Raw genomic sequence first — 26,318 nt, forward strand, 5'->3', positions numbered from 1 at the left:
GGCTACGGGCGGGCACTGACAGTCACCTCCGGATTAAGGGTGGAATCCATCACCTCGGCCCTCGGGCCGATCGATCACGGTAGCTCCGGGTGCCCGCCCACCTGCTCAGAGTGCCTGCGAAGCGGGCTGGACCATGCCGCGGACTGTGCGCGACTTCACAAAGTCCCCGATCGCCGTCATCTCCCATTCGCCCGAGAACTGGCGGACCAGCTTGGCCATCATGACCCCGGTCTGCGGCTGGGCTCCGGTGAGGTCGAAGCGCACCAGCTCCTCCCCGCTCGCGGCGTCGATCAGGCGGCAGTAGGCCTTGGCGACCTCGGTGAACTTCTGGCCGGAGAAGGAGTTGACCGTGAAGACCAGGCCCGTGGCCTCGGCGGGCAGCCGCCCGAGGTCCACCACGATCACCTCGTCGTCCCCGGCGCCCTCACCGGTGAGGTTGTCGCCCGAGTGCTTGATGGCGCCGCCCAGGATGGACAGCTTGCCGAAGTAGCAGCTGTCGATGTGGTTGCGCTGCGGGCCGTACGCGATGACGGAGGCGTCGAGGTCGATGTCCCGGCCTTGGAACGCCGGCTCCCAGCCCAGGCCCATCTTCACCTGGGAGAGCAGCGGGCGGCCGTTCTTGACCAGGGAGACGGTCTGGTTCTTCTGGAGGCTGACCCGGCCCTTGTCGAGGTTGATCTTCCCGGTGCCGGCGGCGACCGGGGCCGCGCTCGGCGGGGCGGGCGGGGCGGGCGGGGCGGCAGGGGCCGCCGGCGTCGCGGGGGCGCTCGGCCAGGAGGAGGCGGACGGAGCGGACGGTGCCGAGGGGGTCTGACCCCAGACCGGGGCCGAAGGGGTGACCGGGGCCGCAGGAGCCTGCGGGGCGGCCGCGGGCGGCGGGGTGGGTTCCTCGTCCACGGAGACCCCGAAGTCGGTCGCGATCCCGGCGAGGCCGTTGGCGTACCCCTGGCCGACCGCACGCACCTTCCACACGCCGCCGCGCTGGTAGACCTCGACGACCACGAGCGCGGTCTCGGTGCCCAGCTGCGGCGGGGTGAACGTGGCGATCACCGCGCCGCTGTCCGCATTGCGCACGGTGGCCGTGGGCTCGATGCCCTGGAAGGTCTGACCTGCGGCGTCGGGACTGGCCGTGACCACGATCCGCTCGATGCCCGGCGGCAGCGCGCCCGTGTCCACCGTGATCGAGTCCGGCGCCGCCCCGCCGCCCGACCGGTGGCTGACACCGGGCCCGGACGGCTGGTTGTAGAAGATGAAGTCGGCGTCGGAACGCACCTTGCCGTCCGCCGCGAGGAGGAGTCCCGACACGTCGAGCCGCACCGGGGCAGCCACGTCCACCGTCACACGGACGGTATGGAGCGGCAGGTTGGAACCTGGGGTCATAGCGGTCATGCCGGGAGAACGACCGGAGGCCCTTTGCCGTTCCCTTACCCTCGCCGCGGATTTCAGCGCCGGTTGCGGGGGTGGTTCTTCGCCGTCCGCTCGTTGCCGAACTTGTACGCGCCGGTCCAGCGGGCCATCACGAGCTGCGCGTCGCCCGACTCCACCTCGGCGAGGAACTTCTCGGCCCGCCCGCCCCGCAGGGTGCTCGCGGCCCGCCCCTGGTGCGTGATGACCACGCTGTTGTCGCTGCGCTGCTCGTACGTGAATCCGTGAGGTCTCGGCATGACCGGCAGCCTGCCCCCGCGCGGGCGGGGCGGGCAACGGGTTTAAGGCCGGGCGGGGGCAGGCTGCCGGCCGGGCCGTGGGCGGGTCCGGTCCGGCGGGGCAGGGCCGGGCCCGCGGCCGCCTCAGTCGCCCGTGACGCGGCGCGGCAGCCCCAGCGGGTTCGCCTCGCGCAGTTCCTCCGGAAGCAGCGGGTCCGGGACCGACTGGTAGGCCACCGGCCGCAGCCATCGCTCGATGGCGGTCCCGCCGACCGAGGTGGAGTGCGAGGTCGCCGCCGGGTACGGGCCGCCGTGGTGCTGGGCCGGGGCCACCGCGACACCGGTCGGCCAGCCGTTGACCACGATCCGTCCGGCCAGCGCCGTGACCTGCGCAATCAGTTCCGCCGCCGGACCCGAACCGCCGTCGGCCTCGGCCGCGGACAGCTGGAGCGTGGCGCTCAGGTTCCCGGGGAGCAGGCCGAGCACCGACCCCGCCTCGCGCTGGTCGGCGTACCGGACGACCACGGTCACCGGTCCGAAGCACTCGTCGAGCAGCACCTCGTACGCGCCGCCCTCCAGGAGGATCCCGGCCGGCACGGTCAGGTAGCCCGCCCCGACGGTGTGCTCGCCGCCGGAACCCGGGGTGACGGGCGCGGTGACGCCGGGTAGCGCGGCCCGCTCGCGCACGCCGGAGACGAAGTTCTCCCGCATCCGGTGGTCGAGCAGGACGCCCGGCTCGGTCTCGCCGAGGGCCTTCGTGAGCGCGCCGGTGAACCGGTCGCCGTCCGCGCCCTCGGGGACCAGGACCAGGCCCGGCTTGACGCAGAACTGGCCGACCCCGAGGGTGACCGAGCCCGCGAGCCCGGCGGCGATCTCCTCGGCCCGCTCGGCGGCGGCCGCCGGGGTGACCACGACGGGGTTGAGGGAGCCGAGTTCGCCGTGGAACGGGATGGGGACGGGACGGGCGGCGGCCGCGTCGAACAGCGCCCGCCCGCCCCGGATGGAACCGGTGAATCCGGCGGCGGAGACGAGGGGGTGGCGGATCAGCTCCAGGCCCGCGTCGAACCCGTGGACGACGCGGACCACGTCGGCCGGCAGCCCGGCCGCCACGGCGGCCCGGCGCAGCAGCGAGGCGCACAGCTCGGAGGTGGCCGGGTGGTCGGGGTGCGCCTTGACGACCACCGGGCAGCCGGCGGCCAGCGCGCTCGCGGTGTCCCCGCCGGGGACGGAGAACGCGAGCGGGAAGTTGGAGGCGGCGTAGACCGCGACCACGCCCAGCGGCACCTTGTAGCGGCGCAGTTCGGGGCGCGGCGGGACGGCGGCGGCGTCCGCGCGGTCGATGCGGATGTCGAGGTAGGAGCCCTCGTCCACGGCGTCGGCGAAGGCCCGAAGCTGGCCGGTGGTGCGGGCGAGCTCGCCGGTGAGCCGGCCCGGCCCGAGGGCGGTCTCGGCGTCGGCGGCCTCGATCACGTGGTCCGCGGCCTCGTCGAGCAGCTCGGCGGCGGCGCGCAGGAAGGCCGCGCGGGTGGTGCGGTCGGCGAGCGCGCCACGGGCCGCGTGGGCGGCGCGTACGGCCTCGTCCACCTCGCCGGATGTGGCTTCCACCGCAACCTGTTCGCGCTGCTTCCCGGTGCGGGGGTCCACACTCCAGACTGGTGTTGCTGCCATGGCGCACTGCCTCCTGGATCTACGCTGACCCGCGCGGTGGCGTTCAGTATTCTGAACGCCGTTCCGATGGATGAATGATCACATCCGCTCCGGACTCTATTTCCGGGTCTTCCGCGTTGACAAGAGACAAGAGGGGCAAGAAGGCGAATGACCACAGTTGAGCCGGAGCGGTCCGCCGTGGAATCGGAGGGGCCGGGGGGCCCGGGGGCGCCGGCGGCCGTCAAATCGGCCGTCCGCACGGTCCTGTTGCTGGAGCACTTCGCGGCGCGGCCCGGACTGCACAGCCTGGCCGACATCCAGCACGACCTCTCGCTGCCCAAGTCGAGCCTCTACATGCTGCTGCGCACGCTGGTGAACCTGGGGTGGGTGGAGACGGACGCGACGGGCACCCGGTACGGCATCGGCGTACGGGCCCTGCTCGTCGGCAGCTCGTACATCGACGGGGACGAGGTCGTCGCCGCGGCCCGGCCCACCCTGGACCGGCTCTCCGACGACACCACCGAGACCATCCACCTGGCCCGGATGGACGGCACGAGCGTCGTCTACCTGGCCACCCGCCAGTCCCAGCACTACCTGCGGCCGTTCACCCGCGTCGGGCGGCGGCTGCCCGTGCACTCGACGGCGCTGGGCAAGGCCCTGCTGGCGACCCACTCCGACGAGGAGGTGCGGGCGCTCCTGCCGCGGCGGCTGGAGGCGGTCACCGAGCACACGATCACCGACCGGGACCGGCTCGTCGACGAGTTGGCGCTGGTACGGGAGCAGGGCTACGCGGTGGACCGCGAGGAGAACACCCTCGGGCTGCGCTGTTTCGGGGTGGCCGTGCCCTACCGGACGCCGGCCCGGGACGCGGTGAGCTGCTCGGTGCCGGTGGCCCGGCTGACGGCGGGCCACGAGCAGAAGATCAAGGCGGCGCTGTTCGAGGCGCGGGACCGGCTGTCGGTGGCGACCCGCCGTATGTGAGCCGGTGGTGGCGGGTCCGGTGGTCACGGGCCCGGGGGTCACGGGCCCGGGGGAGGTGGGTCCGGGGAGGTGGGCCGCCTCCCCCGGGTGGGGGAGGCGGTTCACCTTCATGGGGGAGGTGGCGGGGCGGCGTGCACGCGACTGTTGGGTCATGACCGAACGAGCGGTGCACACGAGCGAGTCGCTGTACGCGGCGCGGCCCCCGGCCCCCGGCCTGGGAACCGGGCGCAGGATCCTGCGAGCGGCGGGCCTGGCCGCCACCCTGCCGTACCTGTGCCTGAAGGGCGCCTGGCTGGCGGGGAGCCACCTCGGGATACCGGACGGAAGCGTGCTGCTGGAGCCCGGCCCGTTCTTCAAAGTGGCGAACGCCGTCACTCTGGTGATGGACGCGGCCGTCATCGTGCTGCTGCTGGTGTTCACCCGCCCCTGGGGCATACGGGTGCGGTCCTGGCTGCTGACCGTCCCGGTCTTCATCGCCACCGGACTGCTCGTCCCGATCGTCGTGGCCTTCCCCGGCCAGCTCCTCCTGGGGGCCGTGGGCCTGGGGCCGGACGCGGCCGCGGAAGCGGCCAAGGAGCCCTTCCTCGATCCCTGGGTCTTCAACGTGGTCTACACCGGGTTCATCGTGCAGGCCGTGGTCCTGGCCGGGGTGTTCGTCCCCTATGCGCGGCAGCGCTGGGGCAGCCTGTGGCAGGGCGTCCAGGGGGAGCGGCTCCCGTCACCCACGGGGGTGGTGGCGGGAGCCGCGATGGTGGTGGCCGTGGCCGTGGCGGCGGTACAGCTCACCTGGGCGTTCGGTGGCACGGCCGGGCTCAGCGCATCGCAGATAGCCCAGTTCAACCCGCAGACGGGCATGGTGTCCGCCACCCACGGGATATGCGCGCTGGTCGCGGGGGCGGGCGCCGTGAACCTGGCCCGGGGCGGAGGCCGACCGGCGCGATGGGCACTGGCCGTCGCGTGGCCCGGGGCGGCGGCTGCGGCGAGTTGGGGCTTGTGGCTGCTGATCAGCTCGGCGGGCGTGCGCGATTCCACGAAGGAGGTCACCACCGCGATGACCCTGACCTACGCTGGCCAGATGATCACCGGTCTGCTCGCCGCGGCCGTCCTGCTCCGGTTCCTCGCCTCACGGCGCACCGTGTGACGGGGGGCGGCGCGAGCGGGAGGGGGTGATGGGGCCCGATGGGGCTCGATGGGCCCGACGAGGGCAGCGGGATGCCGGGGGGCAGCGGGATGTGGACGGGGATGCGGGCCGGCGCGGGCCGGCTGCTGGGAGCCCGGGCCCGGCTGCGCTGGGTGCACCTGATCCTGGGCGGGGCCCTGCTGATGCCGTACTTCCTCCTCGCCCAGGTGGTGGTCGGTCTCGTGGCGGGCGAGGGCAACGTCTTCGGCTCCACCCCGCTGACCTTCGCCTCCTACGGGCTCTCGCTGCCCATGGCCGCGGTGACCGCCGTCTTCGGGCTCGTCCGGCCGATGTCGGTGGGCGCCGTGCGGTCCCTGTGCGGGGTGCCGGGCGAGCTGCTGGCGCAGGGGCCGGCCCGCTCCTGGGCGGCCCGGGGGCGGACGTCGGCCTGGTGGACCCTGCACGTGGGGGTCGGCGCGGCGATCAGCGGGATGAGCCTCGCGGTGCCGCCCATGGCGATGGTGCTGATCGCGCTGCCGCTCGTGACGGCGCGGCGGAAGACCTCCCTGGGGCTGGGCTGGCTGGGCACCGACACCGCGCCGTACGCCGCCCCGCTGCTCGGGACCGGGCTGCTGTGCGGGCTCGTCCTGTGCGCCGCCGGGGCCGGGGCGCTGCTGGCCCGGCTGGCACCCGTACTGCTCGGGCCGACGGCGGCGGACCGGCTGGCCGCGGCCGAGGAGCGGGCCGCCGACCTGGCCGTGCGCAACCGGCTGGCCCGGGAGCTGCACGACGCGGTCGGGCACGCGCTGAGCGCCGTCACCCTCCAGGCGGTCGCCGCCCGGCGGGTGCTCGACAGCGACCCCGGGTTCGTACGGGAGGCGCTGGCCGCGATCGAGGACACCACCCGGCGGACGGTGGGCGAGCTGGACGCCGTGCTGGGCCTGCTGCGGGACGGCGACCCGGCCCGGCCCGACGCCGCACCCGCGCCGACCCTCGCCGCCGACCTCGACGGGCTGCTGGCGCGCACCCGGGCCGCCGGCACCACCGTCACCGCCCACCAGGACCCCGGACCGGCCGGGGACTGGGCGCAGCTCCCGGCGATCGCCTCCCGCGAGGCGTACCGGATCGTCCAGGAGGGCCTCAGCAACGCCCTGCGCCACGGCGCGGGCACCGTCGAGCTGCGGATCGCCGTACAGGGCCGGGAAGACGGCGCCGGCAGCACCCACCGTGAACTGGAGATCACCATGACCAATCCGCCGGGCACCTCCGACGGGCAGCAGCCCCGCACCAGCGGGGGCCGCGGTCTGCGCGGCGCGGCCGAGCGGGCCACCCTGCTGGGCGGCCGCGTCGAAGCGGGCCCGGACCAGGGGCTGTGGCGGCTGCGGGCCGTCCTCCCGCTCGGCGGGGGCGCCCGGTGACCGCGGCGCGGCGGCCGCCGCTGCGCATCGTGCTCGCCGACGACGAGCGGATGGTCCGCACCGCCCTGCGGGTGATCCTCGAGGCCGAACCGGACCTGGAGGTGGTCGGCGAGGCGGCCTCGGGCGCCGAGGCGGTCCCGCTGGTCCGCTCCCTGGCCCCCGACGTGGTGCTGATGGACGTCCGGATGCCCGAGATCGACGGCATCCGGGCCACCGAGCAGATCATCGCCGGCATGGCCGAACCGCCCCGGATCGTGGTCGTCACCACCTTCGAGAACGACGCGTACGTCTACGACGCGCTGCGCGCGGGCGCCTCCGGGTTCCTCCTGAAGCGGGCCGACCCCGACGAGCTGATCGGCGCGGTCCGCCTCGTCGCCCGCGGCGACTGCCTGCTCTTCCCGGCGGCCGTCCGCTCGCTCGCCGCGTCCCACGCCCCCGGGGTCCCGGGCCCCGCCGCCCCCTGGGTGGCCCGGCTCACCGAGCGGGAGGCCGACGTACTGCGCCTGATGGCCACCGGACTGTCCAACCACGAGATGAGCGAACGCCTCGGAGTCGGCCCCCAGACGGTCAAGACCCACGTCGCCGCGGTCCTCTCCAAAACCGGTTCCCGCGACCGCACCCAGGCGGTCATCGCGGCCTACGAGGGCGGCTTCATGAAGAAAGGCTGAGAACCCCGCCACAATCGGGGCAGAGCGGAACGACCCGGAGCCTTGGTGCGTCCTTCTGGGGGATGAACAAGACGATCAGGCGTGCGTCGGTCTTCTGTCTGCTCCTGGTGCTGGCCCTTTTGGTGCGGGTCACCTGGGTGCAGGCCTACCAAGGCCAGGCCCTCGCAGACAACGAGAACAACCGGCGGAACCTCATCGGGCAGTACGAGAACCCGCTGGGCAACATCATCGTGGGCGGGGAGGCGATCACCGGCTCGGTGAAGACGGACGGAAAGGACTTCGGGTACAAGCGCACGTACGTCGACGGTCCGCTCTACGCGCCGCTCACCGGCTACAGCTCCCAGGCCTTCGGCACGAGCATGCTGGAAGGCGTCTACAAGAAGGTCCTGAACGGTTCCGACGACCGGCTCAAGACCGTGATGGACATGCTCACCAACAAGCGGGCCGCGCCGGGCAACGTGCTGACCACGGTCGACAAGGACGTGCAGAAGGCCGCGTACGACGCGCTCCAGGGCAAGCAGGGCGCCGCCGTCGCCATCGATCCGGCGACCGGCGAGATCCTCGCCATCGTGAACAACCCCTCCTTCGATCCGGGCAGCATCACGGGCGCCAACGACAAGGCGGCCTGGGAGAAGCTGATCGAGGACAAGGGCAAGGCGATGGAGAACGTGGCCCTGCGCAAGCCGCAGGCGCCCGGCTCCACCTTCAAGCTGGTCACCCTGGCGGCGGCCATCGAGAACGGGCTGGTCACCAACCTCGACGCGCCGACCGGCACCCCGGACCCGTACACGATCCCGGGGACCCGGACCCAGCTGCCCAGCGAGGCGGGCTCCGCGGCCTGCAACAACGTCTCCGCGCGCACCGCGCTCCGGCTGTCCTGCAACAACGTGTTCGCTGAGCTGGCGCACCAGCTCGGCCAGGACAAGATGCGGGCGATGGCCGAGAAGCTGGGTTTCAACACGGAGACCGCGACGCCCGTCACCGCCCGGCCGGGGAGCAAGTACCCGACGAAGAAGATGTCGGTCGACCAGGTCGCGCAGACGGGTATCGGCCAGTTCGACGTGCAGGCCACCCCGCTCCAGATGGCGATGGTGACGGCCGCGATCGAGAACGGCGGCAAGCTCGTCGCCCCGCACTCGGTCTCCGAGGTCACCGACGCGAACGGCAACGTGCTGGAGAGCTTCAAGAACCCGAAGTCCGAGCAGGTCATGAACGCGAAGACCGCCTCGATGCTGCAGGACGCCATGCGGACGGTCGCCACCGAGGGCGGCGGCAAGCCCGCCCAGGTGGCGGGCGCCGAGGTGGGCGGCAAGACCGGCACCGCGCAGCGCGGTGTGAACAACAGCCTGCCGCCACTGGCCTGGTTCACCTCGTACGGCAAGCAGGGCGGCAAGCAGATCGCGGTTGCCGTGGTGATCGAGAACTCGGACACCGACCGCTCCGAGATCGGCGGTGGCAAGCTCGCCGCCCCCATCGCCCAGAAGATGATGGCGGCGTGGCTGAAGAAGTAGCCGCGCCGGTCGCCAAAGGACGCGCCGGGAACCGACACGGTTCCCGGCGCGTTTCCTTTCCCATGATCAGGACCGCGCAACCCGCAGACCTCGACGCCATAGCCGCCCTCCACAGCCGGGCCCGGGCCACCTACTACCGCGGCCGCGTCCCCGAGCAGGCCTACGCAGGCGCAGCCGAACTCGCGCGGACCCGCGAGGGCTGGTCCCGGGCCGTCGCGCGGGCCGCCGCCGACGGCGGGGTGCTCTGCGCGGAGCAGGACGGCGAGCTCACCGGAGTCGCCGCCTTCCGCACCACGGACGGCGAGACCACCCTCACCCAGCTGCACGTCGACCCGGTCCACTGGCGCCGGGGCACCGGGGCCGCCCTGCACGCCGCCTGCCTCGACGCCTGGCGGCTGGCCGGTGTGGAGCGGGCCCGGCTGGAGGTCTACGAGCACAACCTCCGGGCCCAGGCCTTCTACGCCCGCCACGGCTGGCGCCGGGATCCGGCCGGGGCCGCGCGGTCCGGATCCCACCTCACGCTCTGGCTCAGCATCGGCCCGCAGGCCGCGTCCGGGGAATGAGACGCTCCACCAGGTGGTTGAACGGGAAACCGCCGTGGCTCGCTGCCGCGGCGTTCCAATGAACCCGGAGAGAAGAAGGATCATGCGCGTCGAGATCTGGAGCGACATCGCCTGCCCCTGGTGCTACATCGGCAAGGCCCGTTTCGCCAAGGGGCTGGCCGAGTTCGCGCACCGCGACGAGGTGGAGGTCGTCTTCCGGTCCTTCGAGCTCGACCCGAACAGCCCGAAGGGCAGCACGGCGCCGGTCCTGGAGATGCTGGCCGAGAAGTACGGCCGCACCCTCGACGAGGCGCGCGGCATGGAGGAGCACGTCGCCGCCAGTGCCCGCGCCGAGGGGCTGACGTATCGCACCGACGGCCGCGACCACGGCAACACGTTCGACATCCACCGCCTGCTGCACCTGGCTGCCGCCCGCGGCCGGCAGGAGGAGCTGCTCGACCTCGCCTACCGGGCGAACTTCGCCGAGGAGTGCTCGGTCTTCGACTCCGAGGTGCTCGTCGCCCTCGCGGTCGAGGCGGGCCTGGACGAGGCGGAGGTCCGTACCGTCCTCGCGGACGACTCCGCGTACGCGGCGCAGGTGCGGGCGGACGAGCGCGAGGCGGCGGAACTCGGCGCCAACGCCGTGCCGTTCTTCGTCCTCGACCGCCGGTACGGGATCTCCGGCGGGCAGCCGGCCGAGGTGTTCACGCAGGCGCTGGAGCAGGCGTGGGCGGGCCGCGAGCTCACCGAACCGGCCGCCACGGCCGACGCCTGCGACCCCGAAGGCAGCTGCGCCGTCCCGCAGACCTGACCGCCCCGCCCTTCCGCCGTTTCCCCGAGGGCTGCGCCCCGTCCCCAAGGCTCCGGCTGAAGCCGGGAGGCCGGACGGGTCAGTGGAGGGTCTCCGCCCAGGCTGCTTCCGCGGCGGCTGCGGCCTCGGACGGGTCCGTCGAGAGGGCGGTGGACAGGGCCGTCAGGGAGGTCAGGACCGTCGCCAGCGATGCGTCCCGGCCGTAGTGGTTGACCCGGACCATCTCCCGGGCCAGCGCGCCGCCGCCCGCCGCGAGCGGGGCCGCCGGGTCGGCTCCGAGGGCCTTGGCCACCACCAGCGAGGCGTCCGGCACCCGCAGCGTGGTGGCCACCGGGGCCGCCTCCGAGGCCCGGCCCACGTACGGGGCCAAGCCCAGCGCCACCGCGCCCGCCCTGGTCGCCGCGGCGGCAGCCGCATGGCGGGCCGTCACCGCCGGCAGGCCCTCGGCCGCGATCCGGTCCAGGCACGCCTCCAGCGCCAGCATCTCCAGCTGCGCCGGGGCGTGGGGGAGCGCCGTGCGGTCCGCGTCGATCCAGCGCTCCTTCCAGTCCAGGAGGGAGAGGTACGAACGCCTCGGAGCGGCCGGGTTCTCCGCGAAGCGGGCCCAGGCCCGCTCCGAGACCGACACCGCCGAGACGCCCGCCGGGCCGCCCATCGCCTTCTGGGCGCCGATCACGCACAGGTCCACGCCCCACGCGTCCGGAAGCAGCGCCTCCGCGCCCACCGATGCCACCGCGTCCAGCATGAACAGCGCGCCGTGGGCCCGTACCGCCTCGCCGATCTCCGCGACCGGGTTCGTGTTGCCGGTCGCCGCCTCCGCGTGGACCAGGGAGACGAAGTCGATCTCCGGGTGCTCGGCCAGGGCGCGTGCCACCTGGTCCGCCGTCACCGCCGTGTCGAACGGGACCGCCAGGTCCACGACGTTCGCCCCGCAGTCGCGCAGCCAGTTGCCGAAGGTCGTCCCGTACGGGCCGGTCACCACGTTCAGCGCCGTCGAACCGGGCCGCGCACCCGAGCGGATGCACCCCTCCAGCGGCAGCAGCGCCTCGCCCTGGGTGATCACCACGTCCTCGCGGGTGCCGAGCAGGTCCGCGACCCCCTGCTCGATCTGCGCGAAGCGCTCCGCGGTGAGCGGCGGAAGGTCCAGGAGGGGGTGGTTCACGGGGGTGCTCTCTTCGTCCGGGGCGTCTCGTCCGGGGCGTGCGGGGTGACCGCATGAGCCTACCCAGCACGCACGTACAGTGCGGGACATGACCGATGACGTGCTGCATGTGAAGGGGCGTGTGCTCGTCGGGCCCGACGACGCGCGCGACGAGCTCTGGGTGGTCGGCGGCCGGATCTCCTACGAACGCCCGCACGGGGCCCGCGAGATCACCACGGTGTCCGGCTGGGCCCTGCCCGGCCTGGTCGATGCGCACTGCCACGTGGGACTTGACGCCCACGGCCCGGTCGACGCGGAGACCGCCGAGCGGCAGGCCCTGACCGACCGCGACGCCGGCACCCTGCTCATCCGCGATGCCGGATCCCCCTCCGATACCCGCTGGATCGACGACCGCGAGGACCTGCCGAAGATCATCCGGGCCGGTCGGCACATCGCCCGCCCGCGCCGCTACATCCGCAACTTCGCCCACGAGATCGAGCCGTCCGACCTCGTCGCGTACGTGGGCCGCGAGGCGCAGCGCGGCGACGGCTGGGTGAAGCTGGTGGGGGACTGGATCGACCGCGAGGTCGGGGACCTGGCGCCCTGCTGGCCGCGGGCCGAGGTCGAGGCGGCCATCGCCGAGGCGCACCGGCTGGGCGCCCGCGTCACCGCGCACTGCTTCGCGGAGGACTCGCTGCGCGACCTGGTCGAGGCGGGCATCGACTGCATCGAGCACGCCACCGGGCTCACGGAGGACACCATCCCGCTGTTCGCGGAGCGCGGCGTGGCCATCGTCCCGACGCTCGTGAACATCGCGACGTTCCCGAAGATGGCCGCGGGCGGCGAGGCCAAGTTCCCGCGCTGGTCGGCGCACATGAGGCGGTTGCACGAGCGCCGGTACGACACCGTACGGGCCGCCTACGACGCGGGCATCGGCGTGTACGTCGGCACCGACGCGGGGGGTTCCCTGCCGCACGGCCTGGTCGCGACAGAGGTCTCGGAGCTGGTGCGGGCCGGGATCCCGGCCCTGGAGGCCCTCTCGGCGACGACCTGGGCGGCGCGCGAGTGGCTCGGCAGACCAGGCCTGACCGAGGGGGCGCCGGCGGACCTCGTGGTCTACGACGCCGACCCGCGGGCCGACGTACGGGCGCTGGCGCAGCCGCGGCGGGTGGTCGTGAACGGCAAGGTCCGGGCCTGAGAGCAGGGTTGACGCACGCGTGACGCCGACGCCCCGGTGGTCGTTGTGAACGGCCGCCCAGGGCAACGGCGTCGGCGTATTCCCTTCCGCCCTGTGGCGGAAAAGAACTCCCGTTCTTCATGGTGCGCAGTTAATCGAATGCATGCACGGAAACCACCCTTTGGGGTGAACTCACTTCGGGTTGCCGCCCGTTCACTCTCCGTGCGTAAAGATTCCGAGGGTTAGAGGCCGTCGGCGCGCGATGTCCCCCATTGGCGGCGCGACGGCTCCCATCTCCCCGGGGGTTCCACCACCTTGAACAGCAACACCTTCCGCATGCCCGCAGCCGTCCTGCTCGCCACGGGAGCGGTCGCCCTGCTCACCGCTCCGCCCGCCCTCGCCACCGCAGGCGGCGGCTCCACGGGCGGCGGCGAGGGCAAGGCGGGCGCGGTCGTCCTGCGCGCCGGACTGGACGTGGGCCTGCTCAACAAGACCGTGCACGTGCCGCTGAAGACCACCCTCAACGAGGTCAGCGCCCCCGCGACGGCCCAGAAGACCGCCCTCTCCGTGACCCTGGACGGGGTCGAGGGAGGGCAGCCGGTGAGCGTGCTGCGCGCCGACGTGGCCACCTCCAAGGCCACCGCGGACAAGAACCGCGCCGAGGCGGAGGCCAACCTGGCCAACGCCGAGGTGCACGTGCCCGGGCTGCCGCTGCTCTCCCTCATCCAGGTGGAGAAGGTCACCTCCAAGGCCGTGTGCGAGGCCGGCAAGAAGCCCGTGGCCGCCTCGAACGTACTGGGCACGGTGACCGCGCTCGGCAAGAAGGTCACCCTCTCGGCGGGCGGCCCGACCAAGGTGGAGGTCCCCAAGGTGGGCCTGGTCAGCCTGGAGCTCTCCGGTACCGAGACCACCTCCACCACCGCCGCCGCGGCCGCGCTCCGGCTGAAGGTGTCCGTGAACCCGCTGGACCTCAACGTGGCGCAGGTCGAGGGCGAGGTCGTGCTCGCCGAGGCGCACTGCGAAACCCCGGCCGGGCCGGCCCCGGAGCCGTCCGGGGCCGACGTGAAGGCTCAGTCGGCCGCCTCCGGGACCGGGGCCGCCCTCACCAACGACGCCAACCTGGCCGAGACCGGCGGTGGTTCGATGACCCCGTACGTCGCGGGCGGTGCGCTGGCCCTGCTCGGCATCGGCGTGACCGCGCTGGTCGTGACCCGGCGCGGCCGCAGCTCGTGACCTCGTCACCCGGTGGCCTCGTGACCTCGTGACGCGTGACCTCGTGACCTCGTAACGGAGTCCGCAGCTCAGCGGGTGGCGTGCACCAGGCCCTGCTTGTCGGCTCCGCGTGACAGCACGGCCTCGCTGACCTGCTTGTCGACGGCGGCGTACGCGGACTGCTTGGCGGCGCCGAGCCCGGAGTCGGAAGGGGCGCAGGAGGCGCAGACGACGCGGAACGGCGGGTTCATGTCCGAGTACTGCGTGAGGTACTCCGCCTTGGTCACCTCCCAGCGGCCGGGGTGGGCGGCCGCCGGGGCGAAGGTGAAGCGCGGGATCGAGGACATGTTGCCGCGCGCCTTGTCGGCCTCGTAGAAGCTGGCGATCTGGTCGCCCATGCCGAAGACGACCCAGGTGCCGTTGATCTTCTCGTACGGCTGCGGCACGTGGTTGTGCGTGCCGATGATCAGATCGATGTCGGGGAGTCCGTCCGGGCCGCGCGAGGCGGTCAGCGCCTGCGCCACATCGCGCTGCTGCTGATCGGGCGCCGTCTGCCACTCGGTGCCCCAGTGGACGCTGAGGACGACGACGTTCGCGCCGGCCGCCCGGGCGGCGCGGGCGTCGGCGACGATCCGGTTCTGGTCGAGCAGGTTGACGGACCAGGGCTTGCCGGCCGGGACCGGGATGCCGTTCGTCCCGTACGTGTAGTCCAGCTGGGCGACCTTGGCGCCGCCGGCGGAGAGCACCGCCGGGGCCTTGGCCTCGTCGGCGCTGCGGGCCGAGCCGACGTGCTTGATGCCGACCCGGTCCAGGTGCTCCAGGGTGCGGACGAGGCCGTCGTAGCCGTCGTCCAGGGTGTGGTTCGAGCCGGTCGAGCAGCTGTCGTACCCGGCGTCCTTCAGGGCGTCGGCCAGTTGGTGCGGGGCCTTGAACGCGGGATATCCGGTGTAGGGGCCGCCGGGCCGGCCGTACGGTATCTCGTGGTGGCATATCGCCAGGTCGGCCGCGGCCACCAGGGGCTTGACCCCCGCGAGTATCTTCCGGAAGTCGTGGCTCTGGCCGGTGCCCTGCGCGTCGTCCGCGGCCCGCTGGACGATCGACGGGTACGGGATGATGTCGCCTGTCGCGACCAGCGTGAACGGCTTGGCGCCGGCGGGCGTCGTGGGACTCGCCTTGCCCGGACTCGCCTTGTTCTGGCCGGGCTTGGCCCCGAGCCGCTGCTCGCCGGCGCCGCCCCGTCCTGCGCCGGCGTCGAGGTGGTCGAGCAGGCTCGGCAGGGCGAGGATCCCGCCGGCCACGGCCGCCACTGCGGTCAGTGCCAAGCCAGTTTTTGCTTTTGTCTTCATTCCGGCCCCCCGGGGTTCCCTGCTGATGCCGAGATCATCGCCTACCTCCGCCCGCCCCGCCAACGGAGCCGGAGCGTCCGGATATCCGAGGCGCCGCAGGTCAGAGGTGTCGGCTGCGCGGCGCGGGCCGCTCGGGTGACCGGCCCTGCGCCCGGGAGGTGCAGGTCAGCGGGCGGTCAGCGCCAGGGCGTGGTCGAGGGCCTGGAGGAGGCGGCCCGTCGTGGCGCGGTCCCGGACCGCCAGCCGGAGCCAGGAGTGGTCCAGGCCCGGGAAGGTGTCCCCGCGGCGGACCGCGAAGCCGAGGGCGCGCAGCCGGGTGCGTATCTCCATGGCCCCCGCCACCCGGATCAGGACGAACGGCCCCTCCGCCACCCCGGACACCGTGATCTCCTCGAACTCCGCGAGCCCCGCCAGCAGATGCGCCCGGTCCACCGCGATCTGCCGGGCCGCGGTCTCCGCCTCCGCCAGCGCCGCCGGGGCCATGCAGGCCTCCGCCGCCACCAGCGCCGGCGAAGAGACCGGCCACAGCGGCTGCGCCGCCGCCAGCTTCGCGATCACCTCCGGCTCGGCCAGCACGTAGCCGATCCGCAGCCCCGCCAGCCCCCACGTCTTGGTCAGGCTCCGCAGCACCACCAGACCCGGAACGTCCGTCCGCCCGGCCAGCGCCTCCCGCTCACCCGGGACCGCGTCCAAGAACGCCTCGTCCACGACCAGGATCCGGCCCGGCCGGGCCAGCGCCGCCAGCACCGCCGCCGGGTGCAGGACCGACGTCGGGTTGGTCGGGTTGCCCACCACCACCAGGTCCGCGTCCTCGGGCACCGCCGCCGGGTCCAGCCGGAACCCGTCCGTCGCCCGCAGCACCACCCGCTCCACCGTGTGCCCCGCGTCGCGCAGGGCCGCCTCCGGCTCCGTGAACTGCGGGTGCACGACGACCGGTCGCTGCGTGCCCAGGGCCCGCGCGATCAGCACGAACGCCTCCGCGGCCCCCGCCGTCAACAGCACCCGATCGGCCGCCAGCCCGTGCCGAGCCGCCACCGCCGCGCGGGCCGACCGCCCGTCGGGGTATGCGGAGAGACCGTCGAGCGAAGCCGCGATGCGCTGCTTGAGCCAGTCCGGCGGGGTGTGCGCCCGTACGTTCACTGCGAGGTCCACCAGTGCGCCGCCGTCGCCGCGCACCTCCGCGTCCCCGTGATGGCGCAGGTCATGGGCCTGCGCGGTCGCCACCGCGCAGGTCGCCGCCACCGACCGGCGCTTGGGCACGAGCAGCTCGCCGCCGCCCGCGAGCGCCGCGGCCTCCGCCACGGAGGAGGTCCCGGCGGCGTCCCGCACCGTGTCGGAGGGGTGCGGGACGCAGACGCCCGCCAGCTCCTCGGCGGGATAGCTGAGCAACGGCACGCCGAAACGTTCCGCCGCGCCCGTGATCCCGGCCTCGGCCGCCTTCGACTCCACCGTGGCCAGCGCCTTCACCGCCCCGGCGGCCAGCCCGGCCCCCCGCAGCGTCTCCTCGACCAGCGCGCAGACCTCCGCCACGGACACCCCCGCCCGTCCGCCGACCCCGACCACCAGCTGCGTCGCGTACTCGCCCACCGGGATCATGCCCCCTCCGTAGTCGTCAATGGTTCGTGGCCCGCGGCCCGCGCGCACACGTGCGCACGGAGCGAGGAGTCGGTATTCAGGGGCACATGGCCGTGATCGTGGCGTTGGGCGCGTTCCTGATGACCCTGGCGGGCGGATGGACGGCGCAGCGCGTCACCGACCGCCGCCACCTCGTGCTGGGCCTGGCCGGCGGGCTGATGCTCGGCGTCGTGGGCCTCGACCTGCTGCCGGAATCGCTGCGCGCGGCGGGCCGCGAGGTGTTCGGCGTCCCGCTCGCGCTGCTGCTCTTCGTGGCCGGGTTCCTGATCGCGCACGTCGTGGAACGCCTGCTGGCCGTACGGCAGGCCGCGCACGGAGCCGAGAACGGGGGCCGCGTCCCCGAGGTCGGGCTGACGGCGGCCGCGGCGATGGTCGGCCACAGCTTCGCCGACGGAGTGGCCCTGGGCGCGGCCTTCCAGGTCGGCGGCGGGATGGGCGTGGCCGTGTCGCTGGCCGTCATCACGCACGACTTCGCCGACGGGTTCAACACGTACACGCTCACCCGGCTGTACGGGAACGCCCGCCGCAAGGCCGTGATGATGCTCGTCGCGGACGCGGTGGCCCCCGTACTGGGCGCGGCGTCCACTTTGCTGTTCACCCTTCCGGAGGAACCGCTCGGGGCGTACCTCGGCTTCTTCGGCGGAGCCCTGCTGTACCTGGCGGCCGCCGAGATCCTGCCCGAGGCGCACCACAAGCACCCCGCCCTGTCCACGCTCCTGTGCACGGTGGGCGGGGTGGCCGGGATCTGGCTGGTGGTGGGCCTCGCGAACTGAACTCACCTGGCCCGCGCCGCGGCTTCTGCGAACCGAAGGGCCACGGAGGGCTCCGCCGCCCAGTGCGTGTGCAGGTAGCTGGCGTGCACGCCCTGCTGTACGAAGCCCTCGACCCGGCGTTCGGGGTGCGTGAACCCCCAGGCGGGGGCGGCGCCGGCGCCGGGCTCGATCACCGTGCGGTGGAACTCGTGGCCGCGCAGCCGGGTGCCGGTGGCGGCGAGGGCGCTGTCCGAGACGGCGACGGCCTCGCGGTAGCCGAGGGTCAGCCGCTCCGACATCCGCGCGTCGGCGTCCAGGACCCCGCACATGGGCTTGCCGTCCAGGGAGCGGGCGAGGTACAGCAGCCCGGCGCACTCGGCGGCGACGGGCCCGCCGTCCGCGGCGAAGGCCGCGACGGCCTTGCGCAGCGGCTCGTTGGCGGCGAGCTCGGGGGCGTACACCTCGGGGAACCCGCCGCCGATCACCAGGCCGGTGGTTCCCCCGGGCAGGGCCTCGTCCCGGAGCGGGTCGAAGGTGACCACGTCCGCCCCGGCGGCGGTGAGCAGTTCGGCGTGCTCGGCGTAGGAGAACGTGAACGCGGGGCCGCCTGCGACGGCGATCACCGGTCGCAGGCCGGGGCTCCGCCCAGGAACCCGCGCCTCAAACTCCGGCGAGGCCGAACCATGCCGGCCCAGAGCCTGCTGTGGCGACCAGGCTTCGCAGGCCAACGCCGGGGCGGTCCGGGCCAGGGCCATGAGGGCCTCCAGGTCGCAGCCCGCCCGGACCTGGTCTGCCAGGGCCGCGACCGATGACAGCGCGTCGGCGCGCCGCTCGGCGACCGGCACCAGACCCAGGTGCCGCGACGGCGCGGCCACCTGCGGGGCCCGCCGCAGGACGCCGAGCACCGGCATCCCGGCCTCCTCCAGCGCCTCCCGCAGCATGACCTCGTGCCGGTCGGACCCGACCTTGTTCAGGATCACGCCCCCCAGCCGCACCTGCGGGTCGAACGAGGCGAAGCCGTGCACCAGCGCCGCCACCGACCGCGACTGCGACGACGCGTCGACCACCAGCACCACCGGCGCCCGCAGCAGCTTCGCGACCTGCGCCGTCGACGCCAGCTCACCCCGCCCCGCGGCCCCGTCGTACAGCCCCATCACGCCCTCCACGAGGGCGAGATCGCACCCCGCGGCCCCGTGCGCGAACAGCGGAGCGACCAGCTCCGGCCCGCACATGAACGCGTCCAGGTTGCGCCCCGGCCGGCCCGTGGCCAGCGCGTGGTAGCCGGGGTCGATGTAGTCGGGCCCGGCCTTGTGCGGGGACACGGCGAGGCCGCGCTCCGAGAAGGCCGCCATCAGGCCCGTCGCGACCGTGGTCTTGCCGCTGCCGGAGGACGGCGCGGCAATGACCAGGCGCGGAATGTGGAGCGATGTCACCACTCGATGCCCTTCTGGCCCTTCTGGCCGGCGTCCATCGGGTGCTTGACCTTGGTCATCTCCGTGACCAGGTCCGCGAACTCCAGCAGCTTCTCCGGCGCGTTGCGCCCCGTGATCACCACGTGCTGCGTACCGGGCCGGTCGCGCAGCACCTCGATGACCTCGTCGACGTCGATCCAGCCCCAGTGCATCGGGTACGCGAACTCGTCCAGCACGTACAGCTTGTGCGTCTCGGCGGCCAAGTCGCGCTTGACCTGCTCCCAGCCCTCCTTGGCCGCCTGTTCGTTGTCGAGCTGCGCGTCGCGCTGGACCCAGGACCAGCCCTCGCCCATCTTGTGCCAGACGACCGGGCCGCCCTCGCCGGAGGCGCCGAGCACCTTGAGCGCGTTCTCCTCGCCGACCTTCCACTTCGCCGACTTGACGAACTGGAACACCCCGATCGACCAGCCCTGGTTCCAGGCGCGCAGCGCCAGCCCGAAGGCCGCCGTCGACTTGCCCTTGCCCGGGCCGGTGTGGACGAAGACGAGCGGGCGGTTGCGGCGCTGGCGCGTGGTGAGTCCGTCGTCCGGAACGACGGTCGGCTGTCCCTGCGGCATTACGCGGCCCTCCTGGTGGTGTGGTGAGACGGGGAAGCAACTGCGGTACGTACGTTCTTCACGAGCCCGGCCAGCGAGTCGGCCCGCAGCCCGTCGAGCGTGACGGCGGGCCCGCCGAGGTCGGCGGCCAGTACACCGGCCAGCCCCAGCCGGACCGGCCCCGACTCGCAGTCCACGACCACCGACGCGACGCCCTCGGCCTGGAGCAGCCGGGCGCTGCGCCCCGCGAGTTCGCGCGGGTCCCCGCCGACGGAACCGGCCGAGGTGGCCCGCCCGTCGGTGACGACCACGAGCAGCGGACGGCGGCTCGGGTCCCGCAACCGCTCGATGCGCAGCACCTCGTGGGCCTTGAGCAGGCCCGCGGCGAGCGGGGTGCGCCCGCCCGTCGGCAGCCGCTCGAGCCGCGCCGCGGCCGCGTCCACCGAGGAGGTGGGCGGCAGCGCCAGCTCGGCGGCGGCGCCGCGGAAGGTGATCAGACCGACCTTGTCCCGGCGCTGGTAGGCGTCCAGCAGCAGCGACAGCACCGCCCCCTTGACCGCGCCCATGCGCTGCCGGGCGGCCATCGAGCCGGAGGCGTCGACGACGAAGAGGACCAGGTTGCCCTCGCGGCCCTCCCGGGTCGCCTGGCGCAGATCGTCCTTGCGCACGACGAGCCCCCGCCCGCTGCGCCCGCGCGCCTTCTGGTGCGGGGCGGCGGCCTGGACGGTCGCCGCGAGGTGCAGCTTCGTCAGGTGGCCGCGGGGGCGCTGGGCGCCGGTGGTCCGGCCGTGCGCGGTACGGGCGCGCGAACGCCGCCCGGACGCGCCCTCGCCGAGGCCCGGCACGCTGAGCATCTTGGTCCGGAACGGCTCGGCGGCCCGCACGGCGGCCTGCTCCGGTGCGGCGCCCTCCTGGGACGCGGGCTGCGGCTCGGGGGACTGGGGGGCGTCCGGGGCCGGCGGGGTCGCGTCGTCCTGCGCCTCGGGGGCTTCGGGCTCGGGTGCGTCCGGTCCGCTCTGCGGGGGGACCCCGCCGCCTCCGCCGTCGGGGCCGCCGTCCTGCGGACCGCCGTCGTCCGGGCCCTCGGGCTCGGGGTCGGGCTCGTTGTCCGGCTCCTCGTCGGGGAACCGGTCCAGGATCTCGTCGAGCTTGTCCTCGTCGAGGCCGGGCGCGTCGAAGGGGTTGCGGCGCCGCCGGTGGGGGAGCGCCAGCAGCGCGGCCTGGCGTACGTCCTCCTTGCGTACGTCGGTCCGCCCGGCCCAGGCGGCCAGCGCGGTCGCGGTGCGGGCCATCACGATGTCGGCGCGCATGCCGTCGACCTCGAAGCCGGCGCAGGTCGCCGCGATCTGCAGCAGGGAGGCGTCGCCGAGGCGGACCTTCGGGAGCAGGGCCCGGGCGGCCACGACGCGGGCGCGGACGTCCTGCTCGTCACCGGCCCAGCGGTGGGCGAAGGCGGCCGGGTCGTCCTCGTACGCGAGCCGGCGGCGCACCACCTCGACGCGCTGGGAGGGCTCGCGGGAGGCCGCCACCTCGACGGTGAGCCCGAACCGGTCGAGGAGCTGCGGGCGGAGCTCGCCCTCCTCGGGGTTCATGGTGCCGACGAGCAGGAAGCGGGCGGCGTGGCGTACGGATACGCCCTCGCGCTCGACGTACGAGGCGCCCATCGCGGCGGCGTCGAGGAGCAGGTCGATCAGGTGGTCGTGGAGCAGATTGACCTCGTCGACGTACAGGATGCCGCGGTGCGCGTCGGCCAGCAGGCCGGGCTCGAAGGCCTTCACGCCTTCGGCAAGGGCCCGCTCGATGTCGAGGGCCCCGACGAGGCGGTCCTCGGAGGCGCCGACGGGCAGCTCGACCATGCGCGCGGGCCGGTCCTGGCCCGGGCCGGGCTCGTGCGGGCCGTCGGGGCAGGCCGGGTCGGGGGCGGCGGGAGCGCAGGAGAACCGGCAGCCGGGAACGACGTCCACATGCGGCAGCAGAGCGGACAGCGCGCGGACGGCGGTGGACTTGGCGGTCCCCTTCTCGCCGCGGACCAGCACGCCGCCGACCGCTGGGCTCACGGCGTTGAGCAGGAGCGCCAGCCGCAGGTCGGTCTGGCCGACCACTGCGGTGAACGGGTAGGGCGTGCTCATGCGGTGCCTCTCCTTGTGCGGGAACGCGTACGCGTGCGCGGGCTGGTGTGGCCGTCCGGGGTGGTGGCCGCGGGCCGGGTGCGATGTCCGGGTCTGCCGGGGGCTGCCGCCGTCACGGGGCGCCCGGGGGGAGGAACGGGAGGCCCGACGGGGCTCCGGTCTCGATCAGGCGGAGCAGGGCGTCGGTGTCCGCGTGCTCGGCGATCAGGTCGCCCAGCAGGTCCAGCTGTTCCTCCCGGAGAGCGCCGAACGACGTGTCCGGGGACGGGACGAAGCGGCGCCCGGCGGCCGCGGCCACCTCACGGAGGAACGCCCGGCGGAAGCCGTCCGACTCCAGCGAGCCGTGCCAGTGGGTGCCCCACACCGACCCGACCCGGCAGCCTTCCAGACTGCGTCCATGGTCATCAGAGATGAACGCCTCCCCTCCCAGGACCTCGGCCACCCCGTGGTGGATCTCGTAGCCCGTCACCGGCTCGCCCAGCGCCGCACCCTCCGGCCGCGCCAGGGTCTTCTCCCGCTCGAAGCGGATCCGCACCGGCAGCAGGCCGAGCCCGTCCACCGAGCCCGCCCTGGATTCGACCTCGTCCTCGATGTGCTCGCCGAGCACCTGGAAGCCGCCGCAGATGCCCAGGACCGGCCGGCCCTCCGCGGCCCGCCGCGCCAGCGCATCGGCGAGGCCGCGCTCGCGCAGCCACTCCAGCGCCTTCACCGTGCCCCGGGTGCCCGGGACCACCACCAGGTCCGCGTCGACCAGCTCCTCGGCCCGGTCCACGAACCGCACCACGACCCCCGGCTCCGCCGCGAGCGCGTCGACGTCCGTGAAGTTCGACATCAGCGGCACCGCGCACACCGCGACCCGCAGGACGTCCTCGCCGACCGGCGGCGCCACGACCGACTCGCGCACCGCGCCCCGCAGGGAGACCCGGAGCCCGTCCTCCTCGTCGATGCCCAGCCCGTGCCGGAACGGCAGCACGCCGTACGTGGCCCGGCCGGTGAGCGAACGCAGCATCTCCATGCCCGGCTCCAGCAGCGACACGTCGCCGCGGAACTTGTTCACCATGTAGCCGGCGATCAGCGACTGGTCCTGCGGTGAAAGCAGCGCCGTCGTCCCGAAGAACGAGGCGAAGACCCCGCCCCGGTCGATGTCCCCGACCACGACCACCGGGAACCGCGCGGCCCGCGCGATGCCCATGTTCACGATGTCGGTCCGGCGCAGGTTGATCTCGGCCGGACTGCCCGCCCCCTCGCAGATCACGGCGTCATACGTGCCCCGCAGTTGCTCCAGACAGTCCGTGACGACCCCGAGAAGCTGTTCCTGCCGCCCGCCGTGGTAGCCGCGGGCGCTCATCTCGCCCACCGGCTTGCCCAGCAGCACCACCTGGCTGCTGCGGTCGCTGCCGGGCTTGAGCAGCACCGGGTTCATCAGCGCCGTCGGCTCCACGCACGCCGCCTGCGCCTGCATCGCCTGCGCCCGCCCGATCTCGGCGCCCCCGCGCGTGACGAACGAGTTCAGCGACATGTTCTGCGCCTTGAACGGCGCCACCTTCACGCCCTGCCGGGCCAGCCAGCGGCAGATGCCCGCCGTGACCACGCTCTTGCCCGCGTCCGATGTCGTACCGGCGACGAGGAGTCCCCCGCCCAGTTTCCCGCCGCTCACGGGCGTCCCCTCCCAGCCACACGTGACACTGCACAGCGCAGTGCCACACACGCTCCCAGCGCCAGCCACGTCACCTGCCGCGACAGCCGCACCGCCCGTTCGATGTCCGCGACCTGCACCGGCCGGCCCGTCTCGCCGTTCAGCACGGCCCGGTGCTCGACCCGCCCCCCGTACGCCAGCGTGCCCCCCAGCCGTACGCCGAGCGCTCCGGCGAACGAGGCCTCCACCGGGCCGGCGTTCGGGCTCGGGTGCCGGGCGGCGTCCGCACGCCAGGCCCGTACGGCCCCCCGCCGGTCGGGCCCGGCCAGTACGGCGGCCAACGCCGTCAGCCGGGCGCCCGGCCAGCCCGCGAGGTCGTCGAGCCGGGCCGAGGCCCAGCCGTAGCGCAGGTAGCGCGGCGACTTGTGGCCCACCATCGCGTCCAGGGTGTTCACGGCGCGGAAGGCCAGCAGCCCGGGGACACCGGCGGCGGCGCCCCACACCAGGGCCCCGACCACCGCGTCGGAGGTGTTCTCGGCGACCGACTCCACGACGGCGCGGGCCATCTGCTGCTCGTCCAGGGCCTGCGGGTCGCGTCCGCACAGGTGCGGCAGCCGCTCCCGGGCCACCTCGGCGTCCCCGGCGGCGAGCGCGCCGCCGATGGCGCGGGCCTCGCGGCCCAGGGAGGTGCCGCCGACGACGGCCCAGGTGGCCGCTGCGGTCAGGGCGATACGGGCGGCTGCGGGCCGGGAGCGCACGGCGCGGGCGCCCAGCGCGCCGACGGCGGCCGCGCCCCCGGCGCACACGAGGGTGTGGAGGAGGCCCCGGGCGCGGTCGTCGCGCCACAGGGCGCCTTCGACGGCGGCGGCTGCTCGTCCGAAGGCGGCCACGGGGTGCCCTCGGCGCGGATCTCCGAGGATCCGGTCGCCGATCAGGCCCGCCGTGGCGCCGTACGCGAAAACGCGATCGGCACGCATGGTGGCAGGTATGTCCTCACTCAGGGTCCGCGCCCTGGTTCGACGTGTCCGGCGGTGGGAGTTCCTGGCTCCCGGGGCGCACGTGCCGCGTGCTCCCCGGTGACAGTGGCGGGACCGCGCCGGATTCGCACCGGACTTCCTCTCCATGCCGCCGTATTGGCTCGGGCAGTCCACCACGCACCGAGAAGGCCCGTCAACTCGCCGTTGACCTGCGGCGAGGCAGGTCACCGCGCCGGGCCCCAGGCACGGGAAAGCTCCCCCCGGGAAGCCCGGAGGGAGCTTTCGTGCGCCGTGCCCGAATCGGTCAGCTGACGATCAGGTAGATCCCGTACGCCACGGCCGCCGCGACGAGCGCGAAGCAGGCGTACGCGCCGCTGCGGGCCAGGGTGGCGGTGCCGCCCTGCTCGGTGGCGGTCTCGTGCTTGGAGAGGCCCACCAGGCCCAGGGTGAACAGGGCCACGAGTGTGACGGTGGCGGAGAGGCTGACCCCGAAGACGGAGCCGAGTGCTGCCCAGTCGATCTTCATACTGCGGATTCCTCTGTCGTTCTCGGGGTCAGACCGCGGCGGCCGGGGCCGCAGGCGTGGTCGGGGCGGCCGCCGGGATGGTGGCCTTCAGGTCCGCGTCGGTCACCGCGGCGGTCGTACCGGCGGCGGCCACGGTCGGCGGGACGGCGACGGCGGCCATGGCCGTGGTGACGACGCCCGGCTCCTCGGCCGCGTCCGGCTGCACGTCGTTGACGTTGCTGTGGTCGACGACCTGGCGGCGGGAGATGACCCAGATGGCGGCGCAGGAGCCGACCAGGAAGAGCGCGACGGCGGCGACGCCGAGGTCACCGGTACGCATGACCAGCTCGGCACCGGAGGCGACGACGGCCGCGGCCGGCAGGGTCAGGCCCCAGGCGATGAACATGCGCGTGGCGGTGGACCAGCGGACCACACCGCCCTTGCGGCCCAGACCCGCACCCATGACGGCGCCGGAGCACGCGTGGGTGGTGGAGAGGGAGAAGCCGAGGCTGGAGGAGGCCAGGATGACGCTGGCGGCCGAGGTCTGGGCGGCGAAGCCCTGCTGCGGCTGCAGGTCGGTCAGGCCGCTGCCCATGGTGCGGATGATGCGCCAGCCGCCCAGGGAGGTGCCCAGCGCGATGGCCAGGCCGGCCGAGACGATGACCCACACCGGCGGGTTGGAGCCGGGCGCGAGCGCGCCGCCGGCGACCAGCGCCAGGGTGATGATGCCCATCGTCTTCTGTGCGTCGTTGGTGCCGTGCGCGAGGGAGACGAGACCGGCCGAGGCGATCTGGCCGGCGCGGTAGCCCTTGGTGGAGGTCTTCTTGCCGACGTTCCCGCCGAGCTTGTACGTGACCTTGGCGGCCAGCATCGCGGCCGCACCGGCCACGATCGGCGCGGCGACCGCGGGGAGCAGCACCTTGGTGACGAGCGTGCCGCCGTTGACGGCGCCGAGGCCGGCAGAGGCGACGGCCGCGCCGACCAGGCCGCCCATCAGGGCGTGGGAGGAGCTGGAGGGAAGTCCGACCAGCCAGGTGACGAGATTCCAGAGGATCGCGCCGACCAGGGCGGCGAAGATCACTTCTGGCTGGATGCCCTCCTCGTTGACCAGGCCCTTGGAGATCGTCTTGGCGACCTCCACGGACATGAACGCGCCGACGAGGTTGAGCACGGCGGACATGGCCACCGCCGTCTTGGGCTTGAGGGCGCCGGTCGAGATGGTGGTGGCCATCGCGTTGGCTGTGTCGTGGAAACCGTTCGTGAAGTCGAACACGAGAGCGGTGATGATCACGATCCCGAGGAGAAGCGTTATGTGCTCCATTTACCCAGGCTTCTGTTTGACGTCAGTGGCTCGGCGACCGTAGGCAACCTGAGTGAACGGAAGATGAACTGACGCGGGCGGAGCGGTGTACTGGCCCGTCGTGCCATCGGGACCTTCGTCCTGATTTTGCCGCCGATA

The 26,318-nt window shown here is 73.8% G+C and carries 23 protein-coding genes and 1 riboswitch; of the genes, 10 read left to right on the forward strand and 13 right to left on the reverse strand.

Features of this window, described 5'->3' with window-relative positions; genetic code table 11:
* Positions 1 to 105 precede the first annotated feature (105 nt).
* The 3 genes from OG299_RS29365 to OG299_RS29375 all read right to left on the reverse strand — a co-directional run bounded on the left by OG299_RS29365 (position 106) and on the right by OG299_RS29375 (position 3,311).
* Positions 106 to 1,380: a TerD family protein gene (locus tag OG299_RS29365; protein WP_327363097.1), complete on the reverse strand. Its 1,275-nt coding sequence runs from the start codon at positions 1,378 to 1,380 to the stop codon at positions 106 to 108.
* Between the two features lie 62 nt (positions 1,381 to 1,442).
* Positions 1,443 to 1,664: a hypothetical protein gene (locus tag OG299_RS29370; protein ID WP_266630431.1), complete on the reverse strand. Its 222-nt coding sequence runs from the start codon at positions 1,662 to 1,664 to the stop codon at positions 1,443 to 1,445.
* 123 nt (positions 1,665 to 1,787) lie between these two features.
* Positions 1,788 to 3,311, reverse strand: coding sequence for an aldehyde dehydrogenase (NADP(+)) (locus tag OG299_RS29375; RefSeq protein WP_327363098.1), 1,524 nt, complete (start codon positions 3,309 to 3,311; stop codon positions 1,788 to 1,790).
* Between the two features lie 147 nt (positions 3,312 to 3,458).
* Between OG299_RS29375 and OG299_RS29380 the strand changes: the two genes are divergently transcribed.
* From OG299_RS29380 to OG299_RS29410, 7 genes are all read left to right on the forward strand, one after another.
* Positions 3,459 to 4,271 carry an IclR family transcriptional regulator gene (locus OG299_RS29380; protein ID WP_327363099.1) on the forward strand — a complete coding sequence of 271 codons (813 nt, stop codon included), beginning with the start codon at positions 3,459 to 3,461 and terminating at the stop codon, positions 4,269 to 4,271.
* 151 nt (positions 4,272 to 4,422) lie between these two features.
* On the forward strand, positions 4,423 to 5,412 hold the full coding sequence (locus tag OG299_RS29385) for a hypothetical protein (protein ID WP_266630437.1): 990 nt from the start codon (positions 4,423 to 4,425) through the stop codon (positions 5,410 to 5,412).
* Positions 5,413 to 5,513: 101 nt separating this feature from the next.
* On the forward strand, positions 5,514 to 6,809 hold the full coding sequence (locus OG299_RS29390) for a sensor histidine kinase (protein ID WP_327364612.1): 1,296 nt from the start codon (positions 5,514 to 5,516) through the stop codon (positions 6,807 to 6,809).
* Positions 6,806 to 7,477 carry a response regulator transcription factor gene (locus OG299_RS29395; protein ID WP_266630439.1) on the forward strand — a complete coding sequence of 224 codons (672 nt, stop codon included), beginning with the start codon at positions 6,806 to 6,808 and terminating at the stop codon, positions 7,475 to 7,477. Before OG299_RS29390 ends, OG299_RS29395 begins: the two co-directional genes overlap by 4 nt.
* 62 nt (positions 7,478 to 7,539) lie before the next feature.
* A complete protein-coding gene (locus tag OG299_RS29400; protein WP_266630441.1) occupies positions 7,540 to 8,988 on the forward strand; it encodes a peptidoglycan D,D-transpeptidase FtsI family protein in 1,449 nt (482 codons plus the stop codon).
* A gap of 62 nt (positions 8,989 to 9,050) precedes the next feature.
* Entirely contained in the window at positions 9,051 to 9,551 is a 501-nt protein-coding gene (locus tag OG299_RS29405) for a GNAT family N-acetyltransferase (protein WP_266630443.1), read from the forward strand.
* Between the two features lie 82 nt (positions 9,552 to 9,633).
* Positions 9,634 to 10,341, forward strand: coding sequence for a DsbA family oxidoreductase (locus OG299_RS29410; protein WP_327363100.1), 708 nt, complete (start codon positions 9,634 to 9,636; stop codon positions 10,339 to 10,341).
* Between the two features lie 79 nt (positions 10,342 to 10,420).
* Here the strand turns inward: OG299_RS29410 and OG299_RS29415 are convergent, their stop codons facing one another.
* Positions 10,421 to 11,503, reverse strand: coding sequence for a pyridoxal-phosphate-dependent aminotransferase family protein (locus tag OG299_RS29415; protein ID WP_327363101.1), 1,083 nt, complete (start codon positions 11,501 to 11,503; stop codon positions 10,421 to 10,423).
* An 88-nt stretch (positions 11,504 to 11,591) separates the two neighbouring features.
* Here OG299_RS29415 and OG299_RS29420 point away from each other — a divergent pair, with 88 nt between their 5' ends.
* Positions 11,592 to 12,680: an amidohydrolase family protein gene (locus OG299_RS29420; RefSeq protein WP_327363102.1), complete on the forward strand. Its 1,089-nt coding sequence runs from the start codon at positions 11,592 to 11,594 to the stop codon at positions 12,678 to 12,680.
* A gap of 294 nt (positions 12,681 to 12,974) precedes the next feature.
* Positions 12,975 to 13,892, forward strand: coding sequence for an SCO1860 family LAETG-anchored protein (locus OG299_RS29425; protein ID WP_327363103.1), 918 nt, complete (start codon positions 12,975 to 12,977; stop codon positions 13,890 to 13,892).
* A gap of 68 nt (positions 13,893 to 13,960) precedes the next feature.
* On the opposite strand, the gene OG299_RS29430 is transcribed toward OG299_RS29425, so the two are convergent.
* Positions 13,961 to 15,217: a CapA family protein gene (locus tag OG299_RS29430; RefSeq protein WP_405703666.1), complete on the reverse strand. Its 1,257-nt coding sequence runs from the start codon at positions 15,215 to 15,217 to the stop codon at positions 13,961 to 13,963.
* Positions 15,218 to 15,382: 165 nt separating this feature from the next.
* A complete protein-coding gene (gene cobC, locus OG299_RS29435; RefSeq protein ID WP_327363104.1) occupies positions 15,383 to 16,813 on the reverse strand; it encodes an Rv2231c family histidinol phosphate aminotransferase CobC in 1,431 nt (476 codons plus the stop codon).
* A gap of 86 nt (positions 16,814 to 16,899) precedes the next feature.
* Here cobC and OG299_RS29440 point away from each other — a divergent pair, with 86 nt between their 5' ends.
* On the forward strand, positions 16,900 to 17,625 hold the full coding sequence (locus OG299_RS29440) for a ZIP family metal transporter (protein WP_266630457.1): 726 nt from the start codon (positions 16,900 to 16,902) through the stop codon (positions 17,623 to 17,625).
* A gap of 2 nt (positions 17,626 to 17,627) precedes the next feature.
* On the opposite strand, the gene OG299_RS29445 is transcribed toward OG299_RS29440, so the two are convergent.
* From OG299_RS29445 to OG299_RS29475, 7 genes are all read right to left on the reverse strand, one after another.
* Positions 17,628 to 19,040 (reverse strand): cobyrinic acid a,c-diamide synthase CobB, encoded by a 1,413-nt coding sequence (locus tag OG299_RS29445; RefSeq protein ID WP_327363105.1) that lies wholly within the window; start codon positions 19,038 to 19,040, stop codon positions 17,628 to 17,630.
* Positions 19,034 to 19,633, reverse strand: a complete 600-nt coding sequence (gene cobO / locus OG299_RS29450) for a cob(I)yrinic acid a,c-diamide adenosyltransferase (RefSeq protein WP_266630461.1) — start codon at positions 19,631 to 19,633, stop codon at positions 19,034 to 19,036. The genes OG299_RS29445 and cobO overlap by 7 nt, the downstream gene beginning before the upstream one ends.
* On the reverse strand, positions 19,633 to 21,741 hold the full coding sequence (locus OG299_RS29455; protein ID WP_327363106.1) for a putative cobaltochelatase: 2,109 nt from the start codon (positions 21,739 to 21,741) through the stop codon (positions 19,633 to 19,635). The genes cobO and OG299_RS29455 overlap by 1 nt, the downstream gene beginning before the upstream one ends.
* 112 nt (positions 21,742 to 21,853) lie before the next feature.
* Positions 21,854 to 23,383, reverse strand: coding sequence for a cobyric acid synthase (locus OG299_RS29460; RefSeq protein ID WP_327364613.1), 1,530 nt, complete (start codon positions 23,381 to 23,383; stop codon positions 21,854 to 21,856).
* Between the two features lie 11 nt (positions 23,384 to 23,394).
* On the reverse strand, positions 23,395 to 24,354 hold the full coding sequence (locus tag OG299_RS29465; protein WP_266630465.1) for a cobalamin biosynthesis protein: 960 nt from the start codon (positions 24,352 to 24,354) through the stop codon (positions 23,395 to 23,397).
* Between the two features lie 39 nt (positions 24,355 to 24,393).
* Positions 24,394 to 24,544: riboswitch (cobalamin riboswitch) on the reverse strand.
* A gap of 114 nt (positions 24,545 to 24,658) precedes the next feature.
* Positions 24,659 to 24,880: a hypothetical protein gene (locus OG299_RS29470; RefSeq protein WP_327363107.1), complete on the reverse strand. Its 222-nt coding sequence runs from the start codon at positions 24,878 to 24,880 to the stop codon at positions 24,659 to 24,661.
* Positions 24,881 to 24,908: 28 nt separating this feature from the next.
* On the reverse strand, positions 24,909 to 26,180 hold the full coding sequence (locus OG299_RS29475) for an inorganic phosphate transporter (protein WP_266630468.1): 1,272 nt from the start codon (positions 26,178 to 26,180) through the stop codon (positions 24,909 to 24,911).
* Positions 26,181 to 26,318: the final 138 nt, after the last annotated feature.

The organism is Streptomyces sp. NBC_01296 (genome assembly GCF_035984415.1).
In the GTDB taxonomy this organism is placed as follows: Bacteria; Actinomycetota; Actinomycetes; order Streptomycetales; family Streptomycetaceae; genus Streptomyces.

What these genes read in the sequence shown, in the direction of transcription:
- OG299_RS29400 (WP_266630441.1), top strand. Translation starts at nt 7,540, where the DNA reads ATGAACAAGACGATCAGGCGTGCGTCGGTCTTCTGTCTGCTCCTGGTG.
- OG299_RS29470 (WP_327363107.1), bottom strand. Translation starts at nt 24,880, where the DNA reads ATGAAGATCGACTGGGCAGCACTCGGCTCCGTCTTCGGGGTCAGCCTC.
- OG299_RS29365 (WP_327363097.1), bottom strand. Translation starts at nt 1,380, where the DNA reads ATGACCCCAGGTTCCAACCTGCCGCTCCATACCGTCCGTGTGACGGTG.
- OG299_RS29455 (WP_327363106.1), bottom strand. Translation starts at nt 21,741, where the DNA reads ATGAGCACGCCCTACCCGTTCACCGCAGTGGTCGGCCAGACCGACCTG.
- cobC (WP_327363104.1), bottom strand. Translation starts at nt 16,813, where the DNA reads ATGATCCCGGTGGGCGAGTACGCGACGCAGCTGGTGGTCGGGGTCGGC.
- OG299_RS29380 (WP_327363099.1), top strand. Translation starts at nt 3,459, where the DNA reads ATGACCACAGTTGAGCCGGAGCGGTCCGCCGTGGAATCGGAGGGGCCG.
- OG299_RS29375 (WP_327363098.1), bottom strand. Translation starts at nt 3,311, where the DNA reads ATGGCAGCAACACCAGTCTGGAGTGTGGACCCCCGCACCGGGAAGCAG.
- OG299_RS29430 (WP_405703666.1), bottom strand. Translation starts at nt 15,217, where the DNA reads ATGAAGACAAAAGCAAAAACTGGCTTGGCACTGACCGCAGTGGCGGCC.
- OG299_RS29420 (WP_327363102.1), top strand. Translation starts at nt 11,592, where the DNA reads ATGACCGATGACGTGCTGCATGTGAAGGGGCGTGTGCTCGTCGGGCCC.
- OG299_RS29475 (WP_266630468.1), bottom strand. Translation starts at nt 26,180, where the DNA reads ATGGAGCACATAACGCTTCTCCTCGGGATCGTGATCATCACCGCTCTC.
- OG299_RS29385 (WP_266630437.1), top strand. Translation starts at nt 4,423, where the DNA reads ATGACCGAACGAGCGGTGCACACGAGCGAGTCGCTGTACGCGGCGCGG.
- cobO (WP_266630461.1), bottom strand. Translation starts at nt 19,633, where the DNA reads ATGCCGCAGGGACAGCCGACCGTCGTTCCGGACGACGGACTCACCACG.
- OG299_RS29405 (WP_266630443.1), top strand. Translation starts at nt 9,051, where the DNA reads ATGATCAGGACCGCGCAACCCGCAGACCTCGACGCCATAGCCGCCCTC.
- OG299_RS29465 (WP_266630465.1), bottom strand. Translation starts at nt 24,354, where the DNA reads ATGCGTGCCGATCGCGTTTTCGCGTACGGCGCCACGGCGGGCCTGATC.
- OG299_RS29410 (WP_327363100.1), top strand. Translation starts at nt 9,634, where the DNA reads ATGCGCGTCGAGATCTGGAGCGACATCGCCTGCCCCTGGTGCTACATC.
- OG299_RS29440 (WP_266630457.1), top strand. Translation starts at nt 16,900, where the DNA reads ATGGCCGTGATCGTGGCGTTGGGCGCGTTCCTGATGACCCTGGCGGGC.
- OG299_RS29370 (WP_266630431.1), bottom strand. Translation starts at nt 1,664, where the DNA reads ATGCCGAGACCTCACGGATTCACGTACGAGCAGCGCAGCGACAACAGC.
- OG299_RS29390 (WP_327364612.1), top strand. Translation starts at nt 5,514, where the DNA reads ATGCGGGCCGGCGCGGGCCGGCTGCTGGGAGCCCGGGCCCGGCTGCGC.